Annotated in this window: 14 protein-coding genes; 11 read left to right on the top strand and 3 right to left on the bottom strand. The window is 70.3% G+C overall.

Annotated features, from left to right (window positions below; all coding sequences use genetic code 11):
- The first annotated feature begins 171 nt into the window (after window positions 1-171).
- Entirely contained in the window at window positions 172-2,316 is a 2,145-nt protein-coding gene (locus ABGB18_RS14830) for an NACHT domain-containing protein (RefSeq protein ID WP_347696056.1), read from the top strand.
- 207 nt (window positions 2,317-2,523) lie between these two features.
- Here ABGB18_RS14830 and ABGB18_RS14825 read toward each other — a convergent pair whose 3' ends face one another.
- Window positions 2,524-3,201: a DNA-binding response regulator gene (locus tag ABGB18_RS14825; protein ID WP_347696055.1), complete on the bottom strand. Its 678-nt coding sequence runs from the start codon at window positions 3,199-3,201 to the stop codon at window positions 2,524-2,526.
- 94 nt (window positions 3,202-3,295) lie between these two features.
- On the opposite strand from ABGB18_RS14825, the gene ABGB18_RS14820 reads away from it, so the two are divergent.
- Window positions 3,296-4,228: an oxidoreductase gene (locus ABGB18_RS14820; protein ID WP_347696054.1), complete on the top strand. Its 933-nt coding sequence runs from the start codon at window positions 3,296-3,298 to the stop codon at window positions 4,226-4,228.
- Between the two features lie 272 nt (window positions 4,229-4,500).
- Here ABGB18_RS14820 and ABGB18_RS14815 read toward each other — a convergent pair whose 3' ends face one another.
- On the bottom strand, window positions 4,501-5,391 hold the full coding sequence (locus ABGB18_RS14815) for a hypothetical protein (RefSeq protein ID WP_347696053.1): 891 nt from the start codon (window positions 5,389-5,391) through the stop codon (window positions 4,501-4,503).
- 87 nt (window positions 5,392-5,478) lie between these two features.
- On the opposite strand from ABGB18_RS14815, the gene ABGB18_RS14810 reads away from it, so the two are divergent.
- The 6 genes from ABGB18_RS14810 (at window position 5,479) to ABGB18_RS14785 (ending at window position 13,519) form a co-directional block, all read left to right on the top strand.
- The gene (locus tag ABGB18_RS14810) at window positions 5,479-7,101 is read left to right on the top strand and encodes a serine/threonine-protein kinase (protein ID WP_347696052.1); all 1,623 of its coding nucleotides are present in this window, start codon (window positions 5,479-5,481) and stop codon (window positions 7,099-7,101) included.
- 4 nt (window positions 7,102-7,105) lie between these two features.
- Window positions 7,106-8,680 (top strand): protein kinase, encoded by a 1,575-nt coding sequence (locus tag ABGB18_RS14805; protein WP_347696051.1) that lies wholly within the window; start codon window positions 7,106-7,108, stop codon window positions 8,678-8,680.
- A gap of 3 nt (window positions 8,681-8,683) precedes the next feature.
- Complete coding sequence (locus ABGB18_RS14800; protein WP_347696050.1) at window positions 8,684-10,267, top strand: serine/threonine-protein kinase; 1,584 nt, start codon at window positions 8,684-8,686, stop codon at window positions 10,265-10,267.
- 46 nt (window positions 10,268-10,313) lie between these two features.
- On the top strand, window positions 10,314-11,045 hold the full coding sequence (locus tag ABGB18_RS14795; RefSeq protein WP_347696049.1) for a hypothetical protein: 732 nt from the start codon (window positions 10,314-10,316) through the stop codon (window positions 11,043-11,045).
- Between the two features lie 57 nt (window positions 11,046-11,102).
- Window positions 11,103-12,287 carry a DUF1266 domain-containing protein gene (locus tag ABGB18_RS14790; RefSeq protein ID WP_347696048.1) on the top strand — a complete coding sequence of 395 codons (1,185 nt, stop codon included), beginning with the start codon at window positions 11,103-11,105 and terminating at the stop codon, window positions 12,285-12,287.
- A gap of 248 nt (window positions 12,288-12,535) precedes the next feature.
- The gene (locus tag ABGB18_RS14785; RefSeq protein WP_347696237.1) at window positions 12,536-13,519 is read left to right on the top strand and encodes a LacI family DNA-binding transcriptional regulator; all 984 of its coding nucleotides are present in this window, start codon (window positions 12,536-12,538) and stop codon (window positions 13,517-13,519) included.
- Window positions 13,520-13,622: 103 nt separating this feature from the next.
- Here ABGB18_RS14785 and ABGB18_RS14780 read toward each other — a convergent pair whose 3' ends face one another.
- Window positions 13,623-15,116 (bottom strand): alpha-N-arabinofuranosidase, encoded by a 1,494-nt coding sequence (locus ABGB18_RS14780; protein WP_347696047.1) that lies wholly within the window; start codon window positions 15,114-15,116, stop codon window positions 13,623-13,625.
- 288 nt (window positions 15,117-15,404) lie between these two features.
- On the opposite strand from ABGB18_RS14780, the gene ABGB18_RS14775 reads away from it, so the two are divergent.
- From ABGB18_RS14775 to ABGB18_RS14765, 3 genes are read left to right on the top strand one after another with little or no spacing between them, the layout of a single operon-like run.
- Entirely contained in the window at window positions 15,405-16,736 is a 1,332-nt protein-coding gene (locus ABGB18_RS14775; protein ID WP_347696046.1) for an extracellular solute-binding protein, read from the top strand.
- Window positions 16,736-17,656 (top strand): sugar ABC transporter permease, encoded by a 921-nt coding sequence (locus tag ABGB18_RS14770; RefSeq protein ID WP_347696045.1) that lies wholly within the window; start codon window positions 16,736-16,738, stop codon window positions 17,654-17,656. The genes ABGB18_RS14775 and ABGB18_RS14770 overlap by 1 nt, the downstream gene beginning before the upstream one ends.
- Window positions 17,653-18,486 (top strand): carbohydrate ABC transporter permease, encoded by an 834-nt coding sequence (locus ABGB18_RS14765; protein WP_347696044.1) that lies wholly within the window; start codon window positions 17,653-17,655, stop codon window positions 18,484-18,486. The genes ABGB18_RS14770 and ABGB18_RS14765 overlap by 4 nt, the downstream gene beginning before the upstream one ends.
- The last annotated feature ends 15 nt before the right edge of the window (window positions 18,487-18,501 follow it).

Raw genomic sequence — 18,501 nt, 5'->3', positions numbered from 1 at the left:
CACCTCGAGGTGTCCGCGTTCCGCCTCGAAACGCGGACGCGATACCACTTGGCCAAGGATGAGGAGGAGCCGCCAGGTGGGCCGTGGAGCCGAGCGAGCCTTGGCGCAAGACGCCGTCCGGTTTGCGCGACCATCGGTCTCAGGCGGGAAGCGCGTGCCAGCATGGGGAAGGTGACCAGACCTCGCTTCCGCGCTCGCCTCTGGCTGGCGGCCCTGGCCATCGCGTTGATGGCGGCGTCGTTGGTGGCCGCCGCCCTGCTGGCGGTGAACTGGACGGAGCGAGCCCACCCGCTGGACTGGCTCGCGGCAGTCCTGGCCGCCGCCGGGCTCGTGGGCGGAGGGGTCTTGGCGAGACGACCGGCGGCGACGTCCGACACGCCGGTGGTCGCCGGTGCGAAGTCCGCCGCCCAGGTGCTCGCCGACCTCGTCGAACGGCAATGGCGCGACGAAGCCCGCCATCGCCTGGTGGACGACGACCACCCGATGCCGGTGCGCTGGCGGCTCACTTCGGACAAGGCGCTGATGAGCCCGCGCCACCTGATCGCGCCCGAAGGCTTCGTCCTCGACGGGAGCAGCGACGAGATCGCGGCGCTGATCTGTCAGTTCCGTACGCTCAAGCGCCCCCGGCTGGTCATCACCGGCGGGCCGGGCATGGGCAAGACCACCCTGGCCGTCCAGATGCTGCTGCACCTGCTGGCCATCCGCACCGCCGACCTGGACGCCGCCGGTGACGACGCGGTGGTGCCCGTGCCGGTGCTGCTGCCAGTCAGCGGCTGGAACACCGAGACCCACCCCCGCCTGCAGGACTGGTTGACCGACCGCCTCGAACGGGACTATCCCGCGCTGAAGGCCCCCGAGCTGGGCCCAGACGCTGCCGGCGAGCTCGCGCGCGAGGGGCACATCCTGCCCGTCCTGGACGGCCTCGACGAGATCGACACGAAACAGCGCGTCCGTGTTCTGACCGCCGTCAACGCGTCGCTGGGCAAGCGCGGGCAGCTCATCCTCACCAGCCGCCGCGACGAGTTCGAGGAGACCGTCGAGCGGACCGGCCGGCCGGTGTTCCGCGCCGCCGTCATCGTACCCACCGCGCTCACCCCGCTCCAGGCGGTCGGCTACCTGCGCGACTGCCTGTCCGACCCTCCGCCGCCCGCGTGGGCGAAGGTGCTGGACGCCCTGAGCGATGGCGCTGCCCCCGGCCTGGCAGCCGAGGCCGCCACGCCGCTGGGGCTGTGGCTGATCCGCACCGTCTACCTTGACCCCGGAGCCGATCCCAGCCCACTGTCCGGCCCCCTGGGCGGGGACGCCGCCGCGCTGCGCAGCCACTTGCTGAACGAGGTCATCCCCGCCCTCATCGCCGCTCGTCCGCCCGGCGCCGGCCCTGTGGACCACTTCCGGCCCCGTCGCCGCTGGGATCCCGACACCACCCGCCGCTATCTGAGCTTTCTGGCCGGCGCGTTCCCGCCCGCAATGACCCGGGATCTCCCCTGGTGGCGCATCGCCACGACCCTACCCGGCCTGCAGCGGGTCATCCAGGGTGTGGTCGGGCTCGTGGTGGGGCTCGGGGTCGGGCTGACGACCGCGATCACGATCACGATGACGGTCTCACCCGAGGTCGGGATCTCGTTCGGGCTCCCGGCGGGACTCGGGCTCGGGCTGTACGCCTGGAGCCAGAGCGCCAAATGGCCCGACGACACCCCGAGTCACGCGAACCTCCGCCTGCGCGGCCGCATCGTCTCCCTGCTCCGCGTCGTCGGTCGGCGGATCATATACGGTCTCGGCAGCGGGCTATCGGCCGGTTTCGGGGTCTTCCTCATGACCATGACCCCGGTCGGGTCCCGGGCCACACCGGGAGCCGTGGTCGCGGCCGGGACGGCGGTCGGGCTCGCGGTCATGCTCGGGGCCGGCCTGGTGAGATGGGCCGAGTCCCCCACGCTCACGTCGATCAGCACCCCCACCTCGAGCTGGCGATCCGACAGGACGCTCACACTCCTGCGTGCCTTCGGGGTCGGAGGTATGTCGGGTGCGGCGATCGGGTTCGCCGTGGCGATCATGTTCGGCCCGCTGGCAGGGCTGGCCGCCGGGGTCGCCACCGTGCTCGCGAGCGGGCTCACGATCGGGGACAACCATGCCTGGCTGGCGTGCCGTATCGCCGCCGGACGGCTCTGCCTCTCCGGGCTGCTCCCCTGGCGGATCATGCCGTTCCTCGACGACGCACACCGGCTGGGGCTGCTACGCGCGGTCGGGCCCATCTACCAGTTCCGCCACGCCGCCTTACACGACCATCTCGCCGCCACCCCGCCTTCCGGCACCGACTGACCACCGTAAGGCGTCGAAGGTCAAGTGGCGGGGGCTCTGTCCGTCTCCTCGGTCCCTACGTAGCCGGCAACGGGGATCGAAAGCCGGGCCCGCACCGCTCGATAGTCCTCCAGCACCAGGTGGGCGCGTTCCAGAGCACCATGGTGGTGCGTGCGCACGCCGGTTGGGTCGGCCAGGACGGCGTCACTTCACGGGATCGCGTCCGCTCTAGACCAGGCCGAGCTCGCGGGCCCGGACGCCGGCCTGGAAGCGTGATTCGGCGCCCAGCGCGTCCATCAGCTCGGCGACCCGGCGCCGATAGGTCCGCGCGCCCAGGCCGAGCTTGCGGGCGGCGGCCTCATCCTTGACCCCCTGGCTGAGTAGGTCCAGCACCGCGGGCGCGAGCCGGCGGATCTCGGCGACCTGCGCGTCGTGGACCGCGAGGTCGGTCGCCGATCGCCACACCGTCTCGAACAGCGACATCACCCCCTGGATGGTCTCCGGCTGAGTGATCACGCTGTAGCCGCGCCGACCAGCGCTGAGGTCACCGGCCAGGATCACGACCCGGCGGTCGATGATGATCGTCTCGTTGATCTCCTCGGTGGTGACGCGGATCTGCGCCCCGAAGTGGTCGCGGCGCCGCGCGAGCTCGCGCGCGGACGGCAGGTCGAGGAGCAGATCGGACCGGTAGATCTTGCGGATGCGCACGTGGTGCAGGCGTCCCGCCATCGCGTTGGCGAGCGCTTCCGACTTGTGGCCGGCCACCCAGGTCGCCAGGTCGTTGGCCGCACACGTGAGTTCGGTGGCATTCGCGAACAGGTGCCCCGTCCGCCGGAACAGCTCCTCCTCGCCACGCACGATCGACACCCCGTCGCTCACGCGCGTGAGACCGTCACTTATCAGCACACTATCGATTCTGCCCAAATAATCACGCCGCGGGCAGATCGGCAAGAAGTTGCCGTTCCCGGACAGGCGGCGGACGCGCCAGCACGCTGGAGTCATGACTTCCAACGACATCATCGTGAACAGCACCCCGACCGCCGAGGCCGCGGGCACCTGGCGGCTCGGCGACCGGACGGTCAACAGGGTCGGGTTCGGCGCGATGCGCCTGACCGGCATGCCGTGGGACGAGAGGCCCAGGGACCGCGCCGACGCGATCGCCGTGCTGCGCCGCGCCATCGAGCTCGGGGTCAACCACATCGACACCGCTGCCTTCTACTTCCTGCCCACCCGTTCGGCCAACGAGCTGATCAGCACGGCGCTTCAGCCGTACCCCGAGGAGCTGGTCCTCACCACGAAGGTCGGGCCCGGCCGGTCCCGTGACGGCGCGTTCGAGTACGCGCGGCCGGACCAGCTTCGCGCTCAGGTCGAGGAGAACATCCGCCAGCTCGGACTCGACCACCTGGACGTCGTCAACCTGCGCTGGGGCACCGGGTTGGACAAGGAGCCCGGCTCCGTGGCCGAGCATTTCGGCGCCCTGGCCGAGCTGCGCGAGGCGGGCCTGATTCGCCACCTCGGCATCTCAAATATCGTGACGGAGCAGCTGATAGAGGCGATGGCGATCGCGCCGGTGGTCTGTGTGCAGAACCGGTACGGCCTGATCGAGCGGCAGGACGAAGCCCTGGTCGAAATGTGCGCCGCACACGGCATCGCGTTCGTGCCGTTCTTCGCCGTCGCGACCTCGGTCCCCGGCGCCACCCCGCACGGCGGCCATGACGAGACGGGCGAGAGCGAGGTCGCCGAGGTCGCCCAGGCGCACAGGGCGACCCCGGCGCAGGTCCGGCTGGCCTGGACCCTCCACCAGGGCGCCCACGTCCTCGCCATCTCCGGCACCGGTAACCTCGCACACCTCGAGGAGAACATCGCGGCGGGCGCCCTCCGGCTCAGCAACGACGAACTGACGCTGCTCGACGGCATCACCACGACCGCCTGAGCCCGTCCCAGGAACCACGAGAAAGGAGATCCTCCGGGAGGGGATGCGTGTTCACCTCAACCCGGATGTCGTGTCGGACGACATGGCCATGGCGGTCGGGAGCGGGTTGCTGATCGGGGCGAGCGGGGCCGACCCTCGGCTTCCACGGATCCGTGCCTGGTCGCCTTTGCTGCCATGGTGTTGTCCTGCGACGACGCCGTCCGCGCCCATGAGATGGGCTGCTTCATGGGCGGTGGCATTGGCAATATCACCGTCCATGGGGTGGTTCGGCGTCATCCGGTCAAACCCTTGACCACCTCCCCGGCGATCTCCTCCGCTCCCTTGAGCAACTCCTCCTCGGGGATCGGCCGGGAGTCCTTGTTCCCGAAGAGATCGCGTCCCTTGTTGTCGGCGCCGTTGTACCGGATCTCGATCGTGGCATTGCCTCTGAGGAGGAAGATCCAGGCCACCGAGTTGTGCCTGAGTGTGCCCTCGAAGTAGACCGCGTGCGCCTCGTCACCCAGCCCGGAGACGTCCTTCATCTCCCCGTACTCCTGGACGCTCGAGGTCTCGCCGGACATGTCACGCATCAACCGCCACGTGGAGTCGGCGTCGCCCCTCGCACGCTCAAGGTCGGGAAAGACGTTGACCTTGACGGTGATCGAGCGCGCCAGGGTGTAGCCGTTCTTCATGTGGAAGCCCTTCTGCATCCACATGCAGTCCTTGCGTTTCGCGCCGTAACCGTCCTTGGCGACGCCCGGCGCCGACTCGCTCATGGGCGCCAGCTTCGCGGTCAGGCTCTCGGGGAGCAGGTCGCACACCTCGGGCACGTCCTGCAACGGCGAGAATGCGGATGTGACCGTCGGGGAGGCCGACGCCGCGGCTGTGTCCTGCTCCGAAGGTCCGGGCGAGGGGTCGAAGGGATCGAAGGAGGACGCCGGGGAAGGCGCCTCGGTGGGCGGGGAGGCCGGCAGATCCACCTTGCCGGGCTCTGCCGGGGGCAACGCGACAGAGGGCTGCGCCCCCGCGTCGCGCACCGCGATGAGCGCGCCGCCGAGCAGCGCGATCGCCGCGGCCGCCGCCATGACGCCCTTCGCCCAGCCCGGCGGCTTCGAGGTCGAAGGCCGCTCGACGCCTTGGTCCGGCCAGTACGACGCAGGAGGCACAGGAGGGGCTTTGGTCATCTTCGCTCCGAGCTCGGACTCTACCCACGGGCTGATTGAGGCGAGCAATATAGCGAAATTCAAGCGGACATCAATACTGTTGCCTCCGTGCCTGAAGATCCGGAAGAGAGAATCGCGGGCCGCTATCGCGTGCTGGCGGCACTCGGCCACGGGGGTATGGGGACCATATGGCTCGCCCACGACGACCTTCTCGACCGCGAGGTCGCGATCAAGGAAGTGCGTCTTCCTGAGTCGCTCTCAGCCGCCGAGCGTGCGGAGGCGCTGCAGCGGTCGATGCGTGAGGCGATGGCCGCCGCCCAGGTGCGGCACCCGAACATCATCACGATCCACGACGTGCTCGCCCACAACGGCATGCCGTGGATCGTCATGGAGCTGCTGAAGGGCCGTGATCTGAAGGACGCGACCGCCGCGGAAGGCCCCTGGGCGCCGGAACGCGTGGCGGCGCTCGGGTTACAAGTGCTGGATGCGCTTTCGACCGCGCACGCCCACGGCATTCAGCACCGTGACGTGAAGCCGGCCAACGTGTTCCTGACCGACGACGGCCGGGTGGTGCTCACCGACTTCGGCATCGCCCGGCTGGAGGATCAGGCCACGATCACGGAATCCGGCCTGCTCATCGGCTCGCCCGGATACATCGCGCCGGAGCGGCTCCGCGGCGAGCGCGGCGGCCCAGGCTCCGATCTCTGGTCCTTGGCCGCCACCCTGTATGCCGCGGTGGAGGGCGAGGCCCCCTACGTCGGCACCTCCCCCATGGCGGTGATCCGTGACGCGCTCACCATGCCGCCCCGGCCTCCGGCCCGCGCTGGGAACCTTGGCCCGGTGCTGATGACCATGCTGGCGCGCGAACCGCACCAGCGTCCCGAGCCGCGCGCGGCGGCGTACCTGCTGCGGCAGGTGGCGGAAGGCCGTCAGGCCATGGCGCCCCTGCCCACACCACGGAGGAAGGGCAACCGCCGGCCGAACCTCATCTGGGCCGGCCTCGCCGTGGCGGTGTCGGCCGTGGCCGCCCTCATCGCGCTCCCGCTGCGATCGACGCAGGACCCCCCGCAACCCATGCCGGACGCCGGCGCGCTCGCCTCAGCCTCCACCTCCGTTCCGATGCCGTCCGCGACGACCTCCGCCGCGCCATCCACGGGGCAATCCATTGGGCAATCCATTGGGCAGTCCACCGCGCAATCCACCGGGGCGAAGTTCACCGTCCCAGTGGATCTCTGCACGATCATGACGCCGGCGCAGGTGCGCCTGCTGGTCCCGAATGCCTCCCCCAAAGGAAAGCGCGACGACGAAGGATGCGAATGGACGGCGCGCGGCAACGGCGTCGGTGTGGAACCGCTGAAGACGGACCCGTCGGAGAGCGCCTGGGGGCGCGGCGTGGACGAGGTCGCGGAGCAGTTCGTCAACCGGCTCAACGGCGCGGAGACCGGATCTCCGATCATCTGGAACTGGCCGGACATCGGCCTCGAGAAGGCGATCAGGCAGGAGCTCAAGGGCTATCAGAAGGTCACCGGCATCGGGGACGAGGCGTTCAGCTACGAGTTCGTCAATCCCCAGGGCCAGGTGCAGCGGCACGATATCGTCTTCCGTCTGAGCAACATCGTGATCGAGATCAGATACGTCGACGTCAGCAAGGTCCATGACAACGAAGCCCTGCGCAAGGGTGCGCGCGATGCCGCCCGATGGGTCGCGGCGGCGCTTGGACGCCAGGAGTGATTCGATGAGCCAGCCACGACTCGTGGGCGGGCGCTACCAGTTGCTCACGCCTGTCGGCCGGGGCGGGATGGGCGTGGTCTGGCGAGCCCACGACACCGCGATCGGCCGCGAGGTGGCCGTCAAGCAGGTGCACCTTCCACCTCACTTATCTCCTGCCGACCACGCGCGGCTGCGCGACAGGACCCTGCACGAGGCACGTTCCGCGGCCGAGGTCAGGCATCCCGCCGTAGTCGCGATCCACGACGTGGTGGCCGAGGGGGACGAGGGACCGTGGATCGTCATGGAACTCGTCCACGGCCGCTCGCTCGACCAGGTCGTGAAGTCAGGTGGACCGGTGTCGCCGGAATGGGCCGCCTCGATCGGGCTGTTCGTGCTGTCCGCGCTGGCCACCGCGCATACGCGCGGTCTGCTGCACCGTGACGTCAAGCCGGGAAACGTGCTGCTGGCCGATGACGGCCGCATCATGTTGTCGGACTTCGGCATCGCCACCCGGGCCGGCGGGCAGCCGGGTGGCGGACCGATGGGGACGCCGGGGTTCACCGCTCCTGAGGCGCTCACCGAGGAACCAGGACGGCCCGCCGGGCCCGCTTCCGATCTCTGGTCTCTCGGCGCGACGATCTACACGGCCGTCGAAGGCGTGCCGCCGTTCTCGCGTTCGACCGCCATGGCCACGCATGGCGCGGTGATGACCGAGCAGCCCAGGCCGCCGCAGCGGTCGGGCGCTCTCGCCCCTGTGCTCATGCGACTGCTGGAGAAGGAGCCGGCGCGGCGTCCTGACATGGCGATGCTCAGGGCCGCCCTGCGCGACATCGCCGAGGGCACAGCCGCTATCGCCCCGGCAACGCACTCGAGGCTCTGGATCGTGCCCAGGCTTCCGGTGTACGCGTCCGCCGCGACGGTGATCGTCGCGTTCGTCGCGGCGGTCATCCTCATCTTGACCGCCTCGTTCACCTCCGCCGTCCCCACCGCCGCCGTCGCGGCGAGCACCGAACCCTCGCACACCGCGACGAAGCCGTCCGGCACGCCCAGCCCGGCCGGTACGGCGACGCCCACGACCTCGGCCGTCGTCCGTACTCCCGGCGAGTTCACCGCGATTCCCCGGCCGTGTCAGTTGCTCACGAGGGAGCAGGCCACCCAGGTGGTGGGTAAGTACACGACCGTCGGCGTGGAGCCCACGGTCGACTGCGCGTGGATGCGGGTGAGCGACGACAAGGCACTCACGCTGCATCTCACGCTCTTCCTGTACGAACGGCAGGGCGACGGCTACGAGACCAAGCTCGCGGAGGAGCACGTACAGGGCGCCAGTGCGATGGCGGAGTCGCAGGCGAGCCGGACCGGCAGCGGCACCAAGCACGGTGAGGTCTCCGAGATCAGTGGCGCGGGCGACGATGCCATCGCCTGGGAAGTGTGGGAAACCATGTCCACGACCAAGAAGGACACGGTCCGCGCGGTGTTCAGGACCAGCAACATCGTGGGGGAGATCAGGTTGGCGCGCAACGTCCCGGAGGAGCCCGGGCTCCGTGACAAGGCCGAGCAGGCGGTGAGGTATCTCGCCGCGAACCTCGACGCCAGGGCCTGACGCATGCGTATCATCGCCGGTCGTTACCACCTGCTCGCGCCGCTGGGCGAGGGCGGTGCGGGGACGGTCTGGCGGGCGCGCGACGCCGTGCTGCACCGCGAGGTCGCGGTCAAGGAGCTACGGCTGCCCGCCGACCCGGCCCGGAGAGAACGGGCACTCACCGACGCCCTCCGCGAGGCCCGCGCGGCGGCGTCGCTGAGCCATCCGGCGATCATCACCGTGCACGACGTCATCGTCGAGCAGGGACAGCCGTGGATCGTCATGGACCTGCTCGCCGGCCGTTCGCTGGGCGCCCTGGTCAAGGAGCGCGGGAGGCTCCCGCCCGGTCAGGTCGCCACTGTCGGACTGCGGATGCTCGACGCGCTGGAGGAGGCGCACCGGCGCGGCATACTGCACCGCGACGTGAAGCCGGGCAACGTGATCGTCACCGACTCCGGCGAGGCGATCCTCACCGACTTCGGCATCGCCTCGCGCATCAGCGACGCCCCGAGCACGGCCGCAGCTCTCTCGGGGGCCGTGCAGGCAGGGGTGGCGGGCTCGCCGGGGTACATCGCCCCGGAACGGCTGCGTGGCGAGCCCGCCGGGCCGGCTTCCGATCTCTGGTCGCTGGGCGCCACGCTCTACACGGCGGTGGAGGGGCACAACCCGTACCTGCGTGACTCGCTCATGGCGAGCATCGCCGCCGTGATCACCCAGCCACCGCCGCCTGTCGCCACCGGGGTACCGTTCGCAGCGCTGCTGATCGCGATGCTGGAGAAGAATCCGGCCGCCCGACCACATCCCCAGGCGATCAGAGCGGCCCTCCAGCCGATCGCCGTCCCCCTGCCCGCGCGCCTCCCCGCCACGGCCGTTGTGCCCGCCGCAGGAGACGCCACTGTGCCGGTCGCCGGTAGGAAGACCGGGTCGCCGGTCGTACTCGGTGGCCTGGCCGCCGCCACCGGCGCCGTGGTCACGGCGGCGCTGCTGATCAACCCCTTCGACCGGACGACCACTCCCCCATCTCCCCCGCCGAACCGGCCGATCGCCCAGCCGACGGCCACCGTCCCGCGGCCCCCGGTCTCCAGCCCGGCGGCCACGACCACGGCCCCGCCGCAGGACGGCACGTTCACGACGCCGCCCGACGCCTGCGACCTGGTGACCGACGACCAGGCTTCGGAGATCATGCCTGACGCGATCAAGCAGGACGTCGGGCTCAGCACCACCGAGTGCGACTGGATCTTCAGGCCGTCCGGCAACGTCAACCTCAGGATCTCGCACTCGGCCGACGTGCCGGCGGCACGAACGGTGTTCACACACGGGAAGCAGGCACAGGCCTCCAAGAAGGGCGCCGGCTCGGTGATTACCTACCAGGCCGTACGCGGCCTGTCCGGCATCGGCGACGAAGCCTTCGCCCAGGCCTGGTGGGAGACCTCGTCCGTGGGCACCCACAGCATCGTATGGGTGCGCGTCCGCAACCTCGTCATCAAGATCGACTCGGCGGCCTACTCCTCATCCAAGCAGCCACCCCGGCAGGAGGACAGGGCCGTCAAGGTCGCCCGTGCGGTGGCGGACACGCTCGGAAGGCTCTCCTCGACGGGCACCGGCTGACGCCGCCCGCCCGGATCTCTCCCCCTCCACGACCGAAATGAATCAGATGAACGAGAAGACAACCCCGTCCCGTGGCGCACGACCCGGCATCCGAGTGACGCCCGGCCTTCTCGGCGGGGCCATGGCGGTGCTCGTGCTGATGGTGTTCACGATCGCCTTTCTGCTGACGAGGGGGACGCCGGTCGAGTCGGCGGCCGCGCCCACGACGACGCGGGCTCCGCAACCCGGCACGGCGGATTCCCCCAGCGCCACCGAGGTTCCCAGTGCGCACCCCTCGGCGAGCGAGCCGGTCCCCAGCGGACCCGCGAAGTTCTCCAAGGACGTCGACCCGTGCACTCTGGTCGGAGAGGATGTGCTCGCCAAGCTGGTGCTCGCCCCGAGGAAGACGAAGATCTATGTTGAGGAATGCGAGTGGGCAACGTATGGCGGTCTCGCCCAGAGGTATCCCGAGAACATGGGCTTCACCCTGAAGGTGTATCTCAAGGTGTTCCCCGGCGGGGTCGCGGAGGCGCACGAGCAGCTCCTCGCGCGCCGGTACGAGGCGACAGCGGTGTCCCGGGCGTACACCAGGGCCGACCCGGCGATCGGGGACGATTCCTATGTCACGGCGTACACGTCGCCGGGTGGCGCCACGGCGATCGCGGGGGTTCGGCTGAGCAATGCGGTGATCGAGGCCAGGTACGACAGAAAGGTCACCGAGGATCCCGAGGGCAGGCTGACCAAGGGAGCCTTGGAGGTGGCCCAGGAGGTCGCCGGCAAGCTCAGCACCTCGGGGTGAGCACTGGCCCGCACATGGGGCGAACCAGTTGATATTCAGTCGATAAGGTCTTCCAGCATGGGAACACCGATCGAGAACGCTGCCTGGGTGCCCCCCACCGACGTCGAGCGCGCCCTGTGCGACGCCAAGGCGCGGGGCGACTGGGACGCCTACGTACGGGTTCTGGTAAGCGCCGGCACCTTCTCGTACAAGCCGAAGGACCAGATCGACCGCCGCAAGCTGGTCGTGAACTGGCTGACGGAGCAGGGGCCCAACGGCAAGCCCTGCCTGGTGGTCTACACCCGTGGTGAGCTGCCGGGGAGACGGCCGGACGCCGTCGCCTGCGCGGCGCCGCTGCCCTTCCCCACCGAGGAGTGGTGGGGCGGCGAGTTGCAGGGGCTGCTGGTCAACCCGGGCAGCCCGTCCGGCACGTACTTCCCCGACGCCAAGCGCAGCCGCAAGCACTGGAAGTCGCTGAAGAAGGACGTGCCGAAGAAGGGCCACGACGACGACCAGTTGCTCACCAAGTACTCCGGACCGCTACACGGGCCCCTCGCGCACGGCCTGGCCTGCGGCGGGCATCTCGCCGTGCACAACCAGGTGATCTGGAACGAGATCGGCGACGTCTACACCACCTACGAGGAGGACGTCGAGACCCTGCGCGGCTCGTGGGGCGTCACCGACCGGTTCAACTGGCAGGCCCAGGTGCAGACGTTGTTGCAGGGCCACAACAGCCCGCCCGAGCCGGAGTTCCTGCTGCAGTTGAGGAACGATCTCGCCCGCCGGTACCCCGGCTCTCACCGGGACCCGGCGGCGTGGCAGCACGTCGCCGGCACCGCGCTCACCCAGCGGGGCCTGGCCCCGGCTGACATCCAGGCCGTGCTGGGGCTGATCGGGAAGATCACACGATACGAGGAGCGCTTCCGCGCCGACGGAATCCTGCGGCCTGACGGGTTCGTGACCTCGGCCCTCGCCTATGACTTCGGGCGAGCGGTGAACTTCGCGCGCTGGGGCCTGAGCGCCCGCTTCGCGGAGCCGTACGAGGCCGAGCAGGTGGCGGTCACGGCAGGAGGGCTGGCCCGGCAGGTGTACCGGTCGTGGGAGGACTATTCGGCGGGCTACATCCTGGGGCGGGTGCTGCGCTTCGACGACGAGTCGTTCGGCCACATGTACGGCTCCGCGCTCAGCCCGCACCGTATTCTCGTCCAGGACCCCGGCAGCCCGTGGCGCAACATCCCGTTCGTGCTCGATGGCTCCCAGTGAGCCGCCTGCTCCTCTGCTCGGCACGCTCCCACGGCCGCTGCTGCACGGAGATCTTGGTGGACTCGGGGATCGCGGGCACGCAGACCATCGTGCCCCCACCGGCGTGTCGCACCGGCACATCCCGGGCCATGATCGGGCGACCTCGGCGGAGTCCAGTTGATCCGCGCGCTCGTCCCCGCGGCCTGTTAGCGTTACCGCCAAGGGGGTGAGCCACGGTGAGAGCCAGGAACGGGCGGCCTGCGGTGCTCATGGACGTCGCCGTGCTCGCCGGAGTCTCGGCCATGACGGTCTCGCGCGTGCTCAACGCCCCCGACCTGGTGCGCGCCGAGACCAGGGCCCGGGTGCTGGCCGCCGTCAAGGAGCTCGACTACCGGCCCAACCAGGCCGCCCGGCAGCTCGTCACCGGCCGCTCCGGCGTGCTCGGCGTGGTCAGCATCGACACCACCCTCTACGGCCCGGCCTCCACCCTCTACTGCATCGAGCAGGCCGCCCGGCACGCCGGTTACAACGTCAGCATCGCCAGCCTCAGCTCGCTCAACCGCACCTCGATGGAGGAGGGCGTGCAGCGGCTGCGTGCCCAGGCGGTGGACGGCGTGATCATCGTCGCGCCGCACGAGTCCGCCGCCGACGGGCTGCGGCACCTGCCGCCCGAGATGCCGGTGGTGGCGGTCGACGCCGGCGACGACATCCCGGTGCCAGTGGCCAAGGTGGACCAGCGGGTCGGCGCCGCCCGGGTGACCGAGCACCTGCTCGGCCTCGGTCACGACACCGTGTGGCAGGTGGCGGGGCCGGCCGACTGGCTGGACGCCAACGGGCGCATCGAGGGCTGGCGCGGCGTGCTGGAGGCCGCCGGCCGGCCGGTGCCCGAGGTGCTGCGCGGCGACTGGAGCTCGCGCTCCGGCTACCAGCTCGGCCGCCGCCTGGCCCAGGACACGGAGGTCACTGCCGTGTTCGCGGCCAACGACCAGATGGCGCTGGGCGTGCTGCGGGCGCTGCGCGAGGCGGGGCGGCGGGTGCCGGAGGATGTGAGTGTGGCGGGGTTCGACGACATCCCCGAGTCCGCCTACTTCTGGCCGCCGCTGACGACCGTACGGCAGGACTTCGGGGAGGTCGGCAGGCACGCCTTCCACCTGCTGCTGGACCGGATGGCGGGCACCGAGCCGGAGGCGCGGCGGCTGGTCGAGCCGGAGCTGGTGGTCCGGGAGAGCACCGCCCCGGCCCCGGCCCGGTAGCCCGCCCCCGCCCGGGAGCCCGCACCGGGGCGACAGCCGGGCCAGGCAGGCGCCCGGGACGGACGCGCCACGCAGGCACCCGGCCGGCGCGAACGGGCCGGAGTCAGGCGAGTCTGATCACGTTCCAGGAGACCGGCGGCAGCAGGACGCGCATCGGGTCGTGCTCGACGTCCGCGTTCGGCCTGGGCTTGACGCGGTCGGGGTCGTCGGCCGTGTTGCGCGCGTACACGTCGCCGTCCGTCATGGTGGTCGCCTCGACGATCCGGGTGCCTGCGCCGAGCGCCCTGGCGTCGATCTCCAGGGAGAGCGGCCGGTCGGCCGAGCGGTTGACGGCGAACAGCGTGGTGCCCTCCTCGCCGTGCGTGGCCACGGCGTGCACCAGTGGCACCTCGCCGTACTCGGCCGTCTCGTACACGGGCGCGGCCGGCTCCACCCGCAGCACGTCGCCCGCCGCGTACCGGGAGGCCTGGGCGAACGGATGGAACGTGGTCTGCCGCCAGGCCCGCCCGCCGGGCTCGGTCATGATGGGCGCGATGACGTTGACGAGCTGGGCCAGCGACGCGGCGGTCACCCGGTCGCTGTTGCGCAGCAGCGTGATCAGCAGCCCGCCGAAGGCCACCGCGTCGGCCAGGTGGTAGTGGTCCTCCAGCAGCGGGGGCGCCACCGGCCAGCCCTCCGGCTTCGGGGCGTTGTGGAAGCGTGACAGGTACCAGACGTTCCACTCGTCGAAGGAGACGTTGATCCGCTTGCGTGACTTCAGCCGGGCGCCGACGTGGTCGGCGGTGGCGGTGACCGAGGAGATGAAATAGTCCATGTCGGTCGAGCAGGCCAGGAAGCTGCCGAGGTCGCCGTCCTTCTCCTCGTAGTAGGCGTGGCAGGAGATGTAGTCGACGACGTCGTAGGTCTCCTCCAGCACCGTGGCCTCCCACGCGCCGAACGTCGGCATGCTGGAGCCGGAGCTGCCGCAGGCCACCAGCTCCAGCGCCGGGTCCATCGCGCGCATGGCGCGGGCGGTCTCGGCGGCGAGCCGGCCGTACTCGCGGGCGGTCTTGTGGCCGGTCTGCCAGGGGCCGTCCAGCTCGTTGCCCAGGCACCACATCCTGATCCCGTGCGGCTCCTTGGCGCCGCCCGCGACGCGCAGGTCGGACAGCGCGGTGCCGGACGGGTGGTTGCTGTATTCGAGCAGGTCGAGGGCCTCGGCGATGCCACGGGTGCCGAGGTTGAGCGCCATCATGGGCTCCACGCCCGCCTTGCGGCACCAGGAGACGAACTCGTCGAGGCCGACCTCGTTCGTCTCGGTGCTGTGCCAGGCCAGGTCGAGCCGGCGGGGCCGCCTGTCGCGCGGGCCGATGCCGTCCTCCCACCGGTAGCCGGAGACGAAGTTGCCGCCCGGGTAGCGGACCGTGGTCACCCCCAGCTCGCGGGTCAGGTCGAGTACGTCGCCGCGGAAGCCGTCGCCGTCGGCCGTCGGGTGGTCCGGCTCATAGATGCCCGTGTAGACGCACCGGCCGAGGTGCTCGACGAAGGCGCCGAAGGTGCGCCGGTGTACCGGGGCCACCTTGAACGCGGGATCCAGGGTGAGTCTGGCCTGATGCACGAAGGGGCTCCTGGTTCTCGGGCATTACGTGGTCAAGATTGTTAGCGTTATCAGTTGTTCGGGTCAAGGGGTCGGAACCCGCGGAAAGCGGTTGCCCGGAAAGCCTTGACACGCCGGGTGTTACCGCTAACACTCGGGTAACCCCGAAGAACAACGGGTCAGCGCGGCCACCGCGACCCGGGCGGCCCGCTCCTTCGCCTCCACGGGAGGCCCTGTTCGCGGCTGCCCCGACTCCCTGCCCTCAGTGACAACCCGGCCAAGCGACCAGCTCGGCAGGAAGAGGCCGGTGTGCAAGCTCCCCCCGACATTTCCCGCCGGAATCTCCTCGGCGGCGGCCTCGCCCTCGTCGGCGCCGCCGCGAGCGGCTGCGCCATCCCCGTCGGCTTCGGATCCTCCCAGGCCCGCATCCGGTACTGGCACTTCCTGGGCGCCAGTGACGGCATCACCATGAACAAGATGGTCGGTGCGTTCGCCAAGGAGAACCCCGGCGTCTTCGTCGAGGAGAACGTGCTCCAGTGGGGTGAGCCGTACTACACCAAGGTCGCCATGGCCGGGGCCGGCGGCCGCTCGCCCGACCTGGCCACCTTCCACCTGGCGCGGCTGGCCGGGATCGGCGCCGGGCGCATCCTCGACCCCATCAACGTGCGGCTGCTGGAGGAGAACGGCCTGCGCGCCGAGGACTTCAGCCCGCCCATCTGGGAGCGCGCCCATCTGGACGGCGTCCTGTACGCGATCCCGTTCGACGCCCACCCGATGGTGCAGTACTACAACACCGAGATCTGCGGCCGCGCGGGACTGCTCGGCCCGGACGGCAAGCTACTGCCCGCCAACGGCCCCGACGAGCTGGTGGCCGCGCTGCGCAAGGCCCAGGAGGCGATGGGCGGCAAGGCGCCGCTCACCTACGACGCCCTCGGCCTGGGCACGGTCGGTCCCTGGCGCGTGTGGTGGTCGCTCTACCCGCAGGGCGGCGGCACGCTGCTGTCGGACGACGGCACCCGGATCACCATCGACGACGCCAAGGCGCTGGAGGCGCTGCGGTTCATGAGCATGCTGGGGCGGGAAGGGCTCTGCGACACCCACTCGGACTACGGCTCCTCGGTGGCCCGCTTCACCAACGGCCAGGCGGCCCTTCTGTGGAACGGTGACTGGGAGATCACCGGCCTCAAGGAACGCGGCACGCCGTTCAGCATGACCCGCTTCCCCAGCGTCTTCGGCAGCGGGGCCGCGCAGGCCGACTGTCACTCGTTCGTGCTGCCGCACCAGCGCGACCGCGACCCGGAGATCGAGCGGGCCACGTACCGGTTCATCGCCTACCTGATCAAGAACAGCGCCGACTGGGCGGTGGCCGGGCACGTGCCGGCGTACCTGCCCTCCCTGGAGCAGCCCGAATACCTGGCGCTGCAACCCCAGTCGGAGTACCGCTCGGTCATCACCGAGGTCGCGCTCGATCCCCAGGTGTGGTTCGCCGGCTCGGCGTCGCGGTTGTGGATCGAGTTCGGCGACGCGTTCTCGCCGGTCATCGGCGGGACGCGCACCCCGGAGGAGGGGCTGGCCGCGGCCAAGGCCGCGCTCGACCGGCTGCTGTCCGCCCCGAACCCCTTCCCCGGCCAGGAGCGCTGATGACACCCACCGTCGCGCCCCGCGCGACCGCCGCCCCCGTCGCCAAGGCCGAGGTCCGGCGTGGCTGGACGCAGCACGGGCTGCTGTTCGTCGCGCCGTTCCTGGTGATCTACCTGGCCTTCCTGGTCTGGCCGACCCTGCTCGGCTTCCGGTTGAGCCTGTCGAGCGTCAACATCGCCGGCACCAACGACCACTTCGTCGGGTTCGACAACTACGCCGACGCGTTCCGCGACCCCCGGATGTGGCGCTCGCTCTGGAACACGCTCGTGTTCACCGTGCTGAGCACGGTCCCGCTGGTGCTGCTCGGGCTCGCGTTCGCGCTGCTGGTGCACCACCTGCGGTTCATGCGGTGGCTGTGGCGGCTGTCGTTCTTCGGGCCGTTCCTGCTGCCGTCCGCCGTGGTGGCGATCCTGTGGCTGCAGATGATCTACCCTCCCGGCTACGGCCTGCTCAACGGCACGCTGGGCACCGACGTGCTGTGGCTGGGCGACCCCTCGCTGGCCATGTGGTCGATGGTGCTGACCACGGTCTGGTGGACGGTCGGCTTCAACTTCCTGCTGTACCTGGCCGCGCTGCAGTCCATCCCGCAGCACCTGTACGAGGCCGCCGCCATCGACGGCGCCTCCTCCTGGGGCAGGCTGCGCTCGATCCCGCTGCCGCTGCTCCGCCGCACCACCGTGCTCATCGTGGTGCTGCAACTCGTGGCGTCGCTGAAGGTCTTCGACCAGATCTACCTGATGACCGGCGGCGGCCCGGAGGACGCCACCAGGCCGATCATCGAGTACGCCTACGACGTCGGCTTCACCGGTTACCGCATCGGCTACGCGTCGGCCGTCTCGTACATCCTGTTCGTCCTGATCGTCATCGTCTCCCTGGTGCAGCTCCGGCTGTTCCGCAAGCGGGCGGAGGGCTCGTCATGACCAAGCGGTTCAGCCTCGGCCAGCTCGTCATGCTCGTGGTGGCGCTGGTGCTGGCGGCCATCTGGCTGGCGCCCATCGCCTGGGCGGTGGCCACCTCGCTCAAACCCGAGAGCGAGACGACCGTCATCCCGCTGCGGTGGTTCGGCAGCGAGATCACCTTCGACTCCTACGCGCTGGTGCTCCAGACCGGGGGAATCGTCAAGTGGGCGATCAACTCGACGGTGACCGCCATGATCGTGACCTTCCTGACGGTGCTGTTCTCGGCGATGGCTGCCTACGGGTTCGCGCGCACGCAGTTCCGGGGGCAGCGGGCGCTGCTGGCGCTGATCCTGGCCGGGATCATGGTGCCGCCGCACGTGCTGATCGCGCCGCTGTTCTCGGAGATGGTCTCGCTCGGGCTGGTGGACACCTGGTGGGCGATCATTCTGCCGCAGGTGGCCGCGCCGCTGATCGTGTTCATCCTCTTCAAGTTCTTCCAGGACGTGCCGCCGGAGCTGGAGCAGGCGGCGTTCGTGGACGGGGCCGGGCGGTGGCGGGTGTTCTTCACGATCGTGCTGCCGCTGTCGCGGCCGGTGCTGGCGGCCGTGTCGATCTTCACGTTCATCAACACCTGGAACAACTTCCTCTGGCCGTTCCTGGTGTCCACCGACCCGAACACGATGACGTTGCCGGTGGGACTGGCGAACGTGGTGCAGGGGACGTTCGGGTTGCGGTACGCGCAGATCATGGCCTCGGTGGTGCTGGCCGGGCTGCCGCTGCTGGTGGTGTTCGTGATGTTCCAGCGGCAGATCATCCGCGGCGTGGCCCACACCGGGCTCGCCGGGCAGTGACCGGCGGGCCGGCCC

The organism is Nonomuraea sp. B12E4 (assembly GCF_039871825.1).
Lineage (GTDB): Bacteria > Actinomycetota > Actinomycetes > Streptosporangiales > Streptosporangiaceae > Nonomuraea.
The sequence above is the reverse complement of the archived record's forward strand: the minus strand, read 5'-3'. Positions and strand labels throughout refer to the sequence as shown.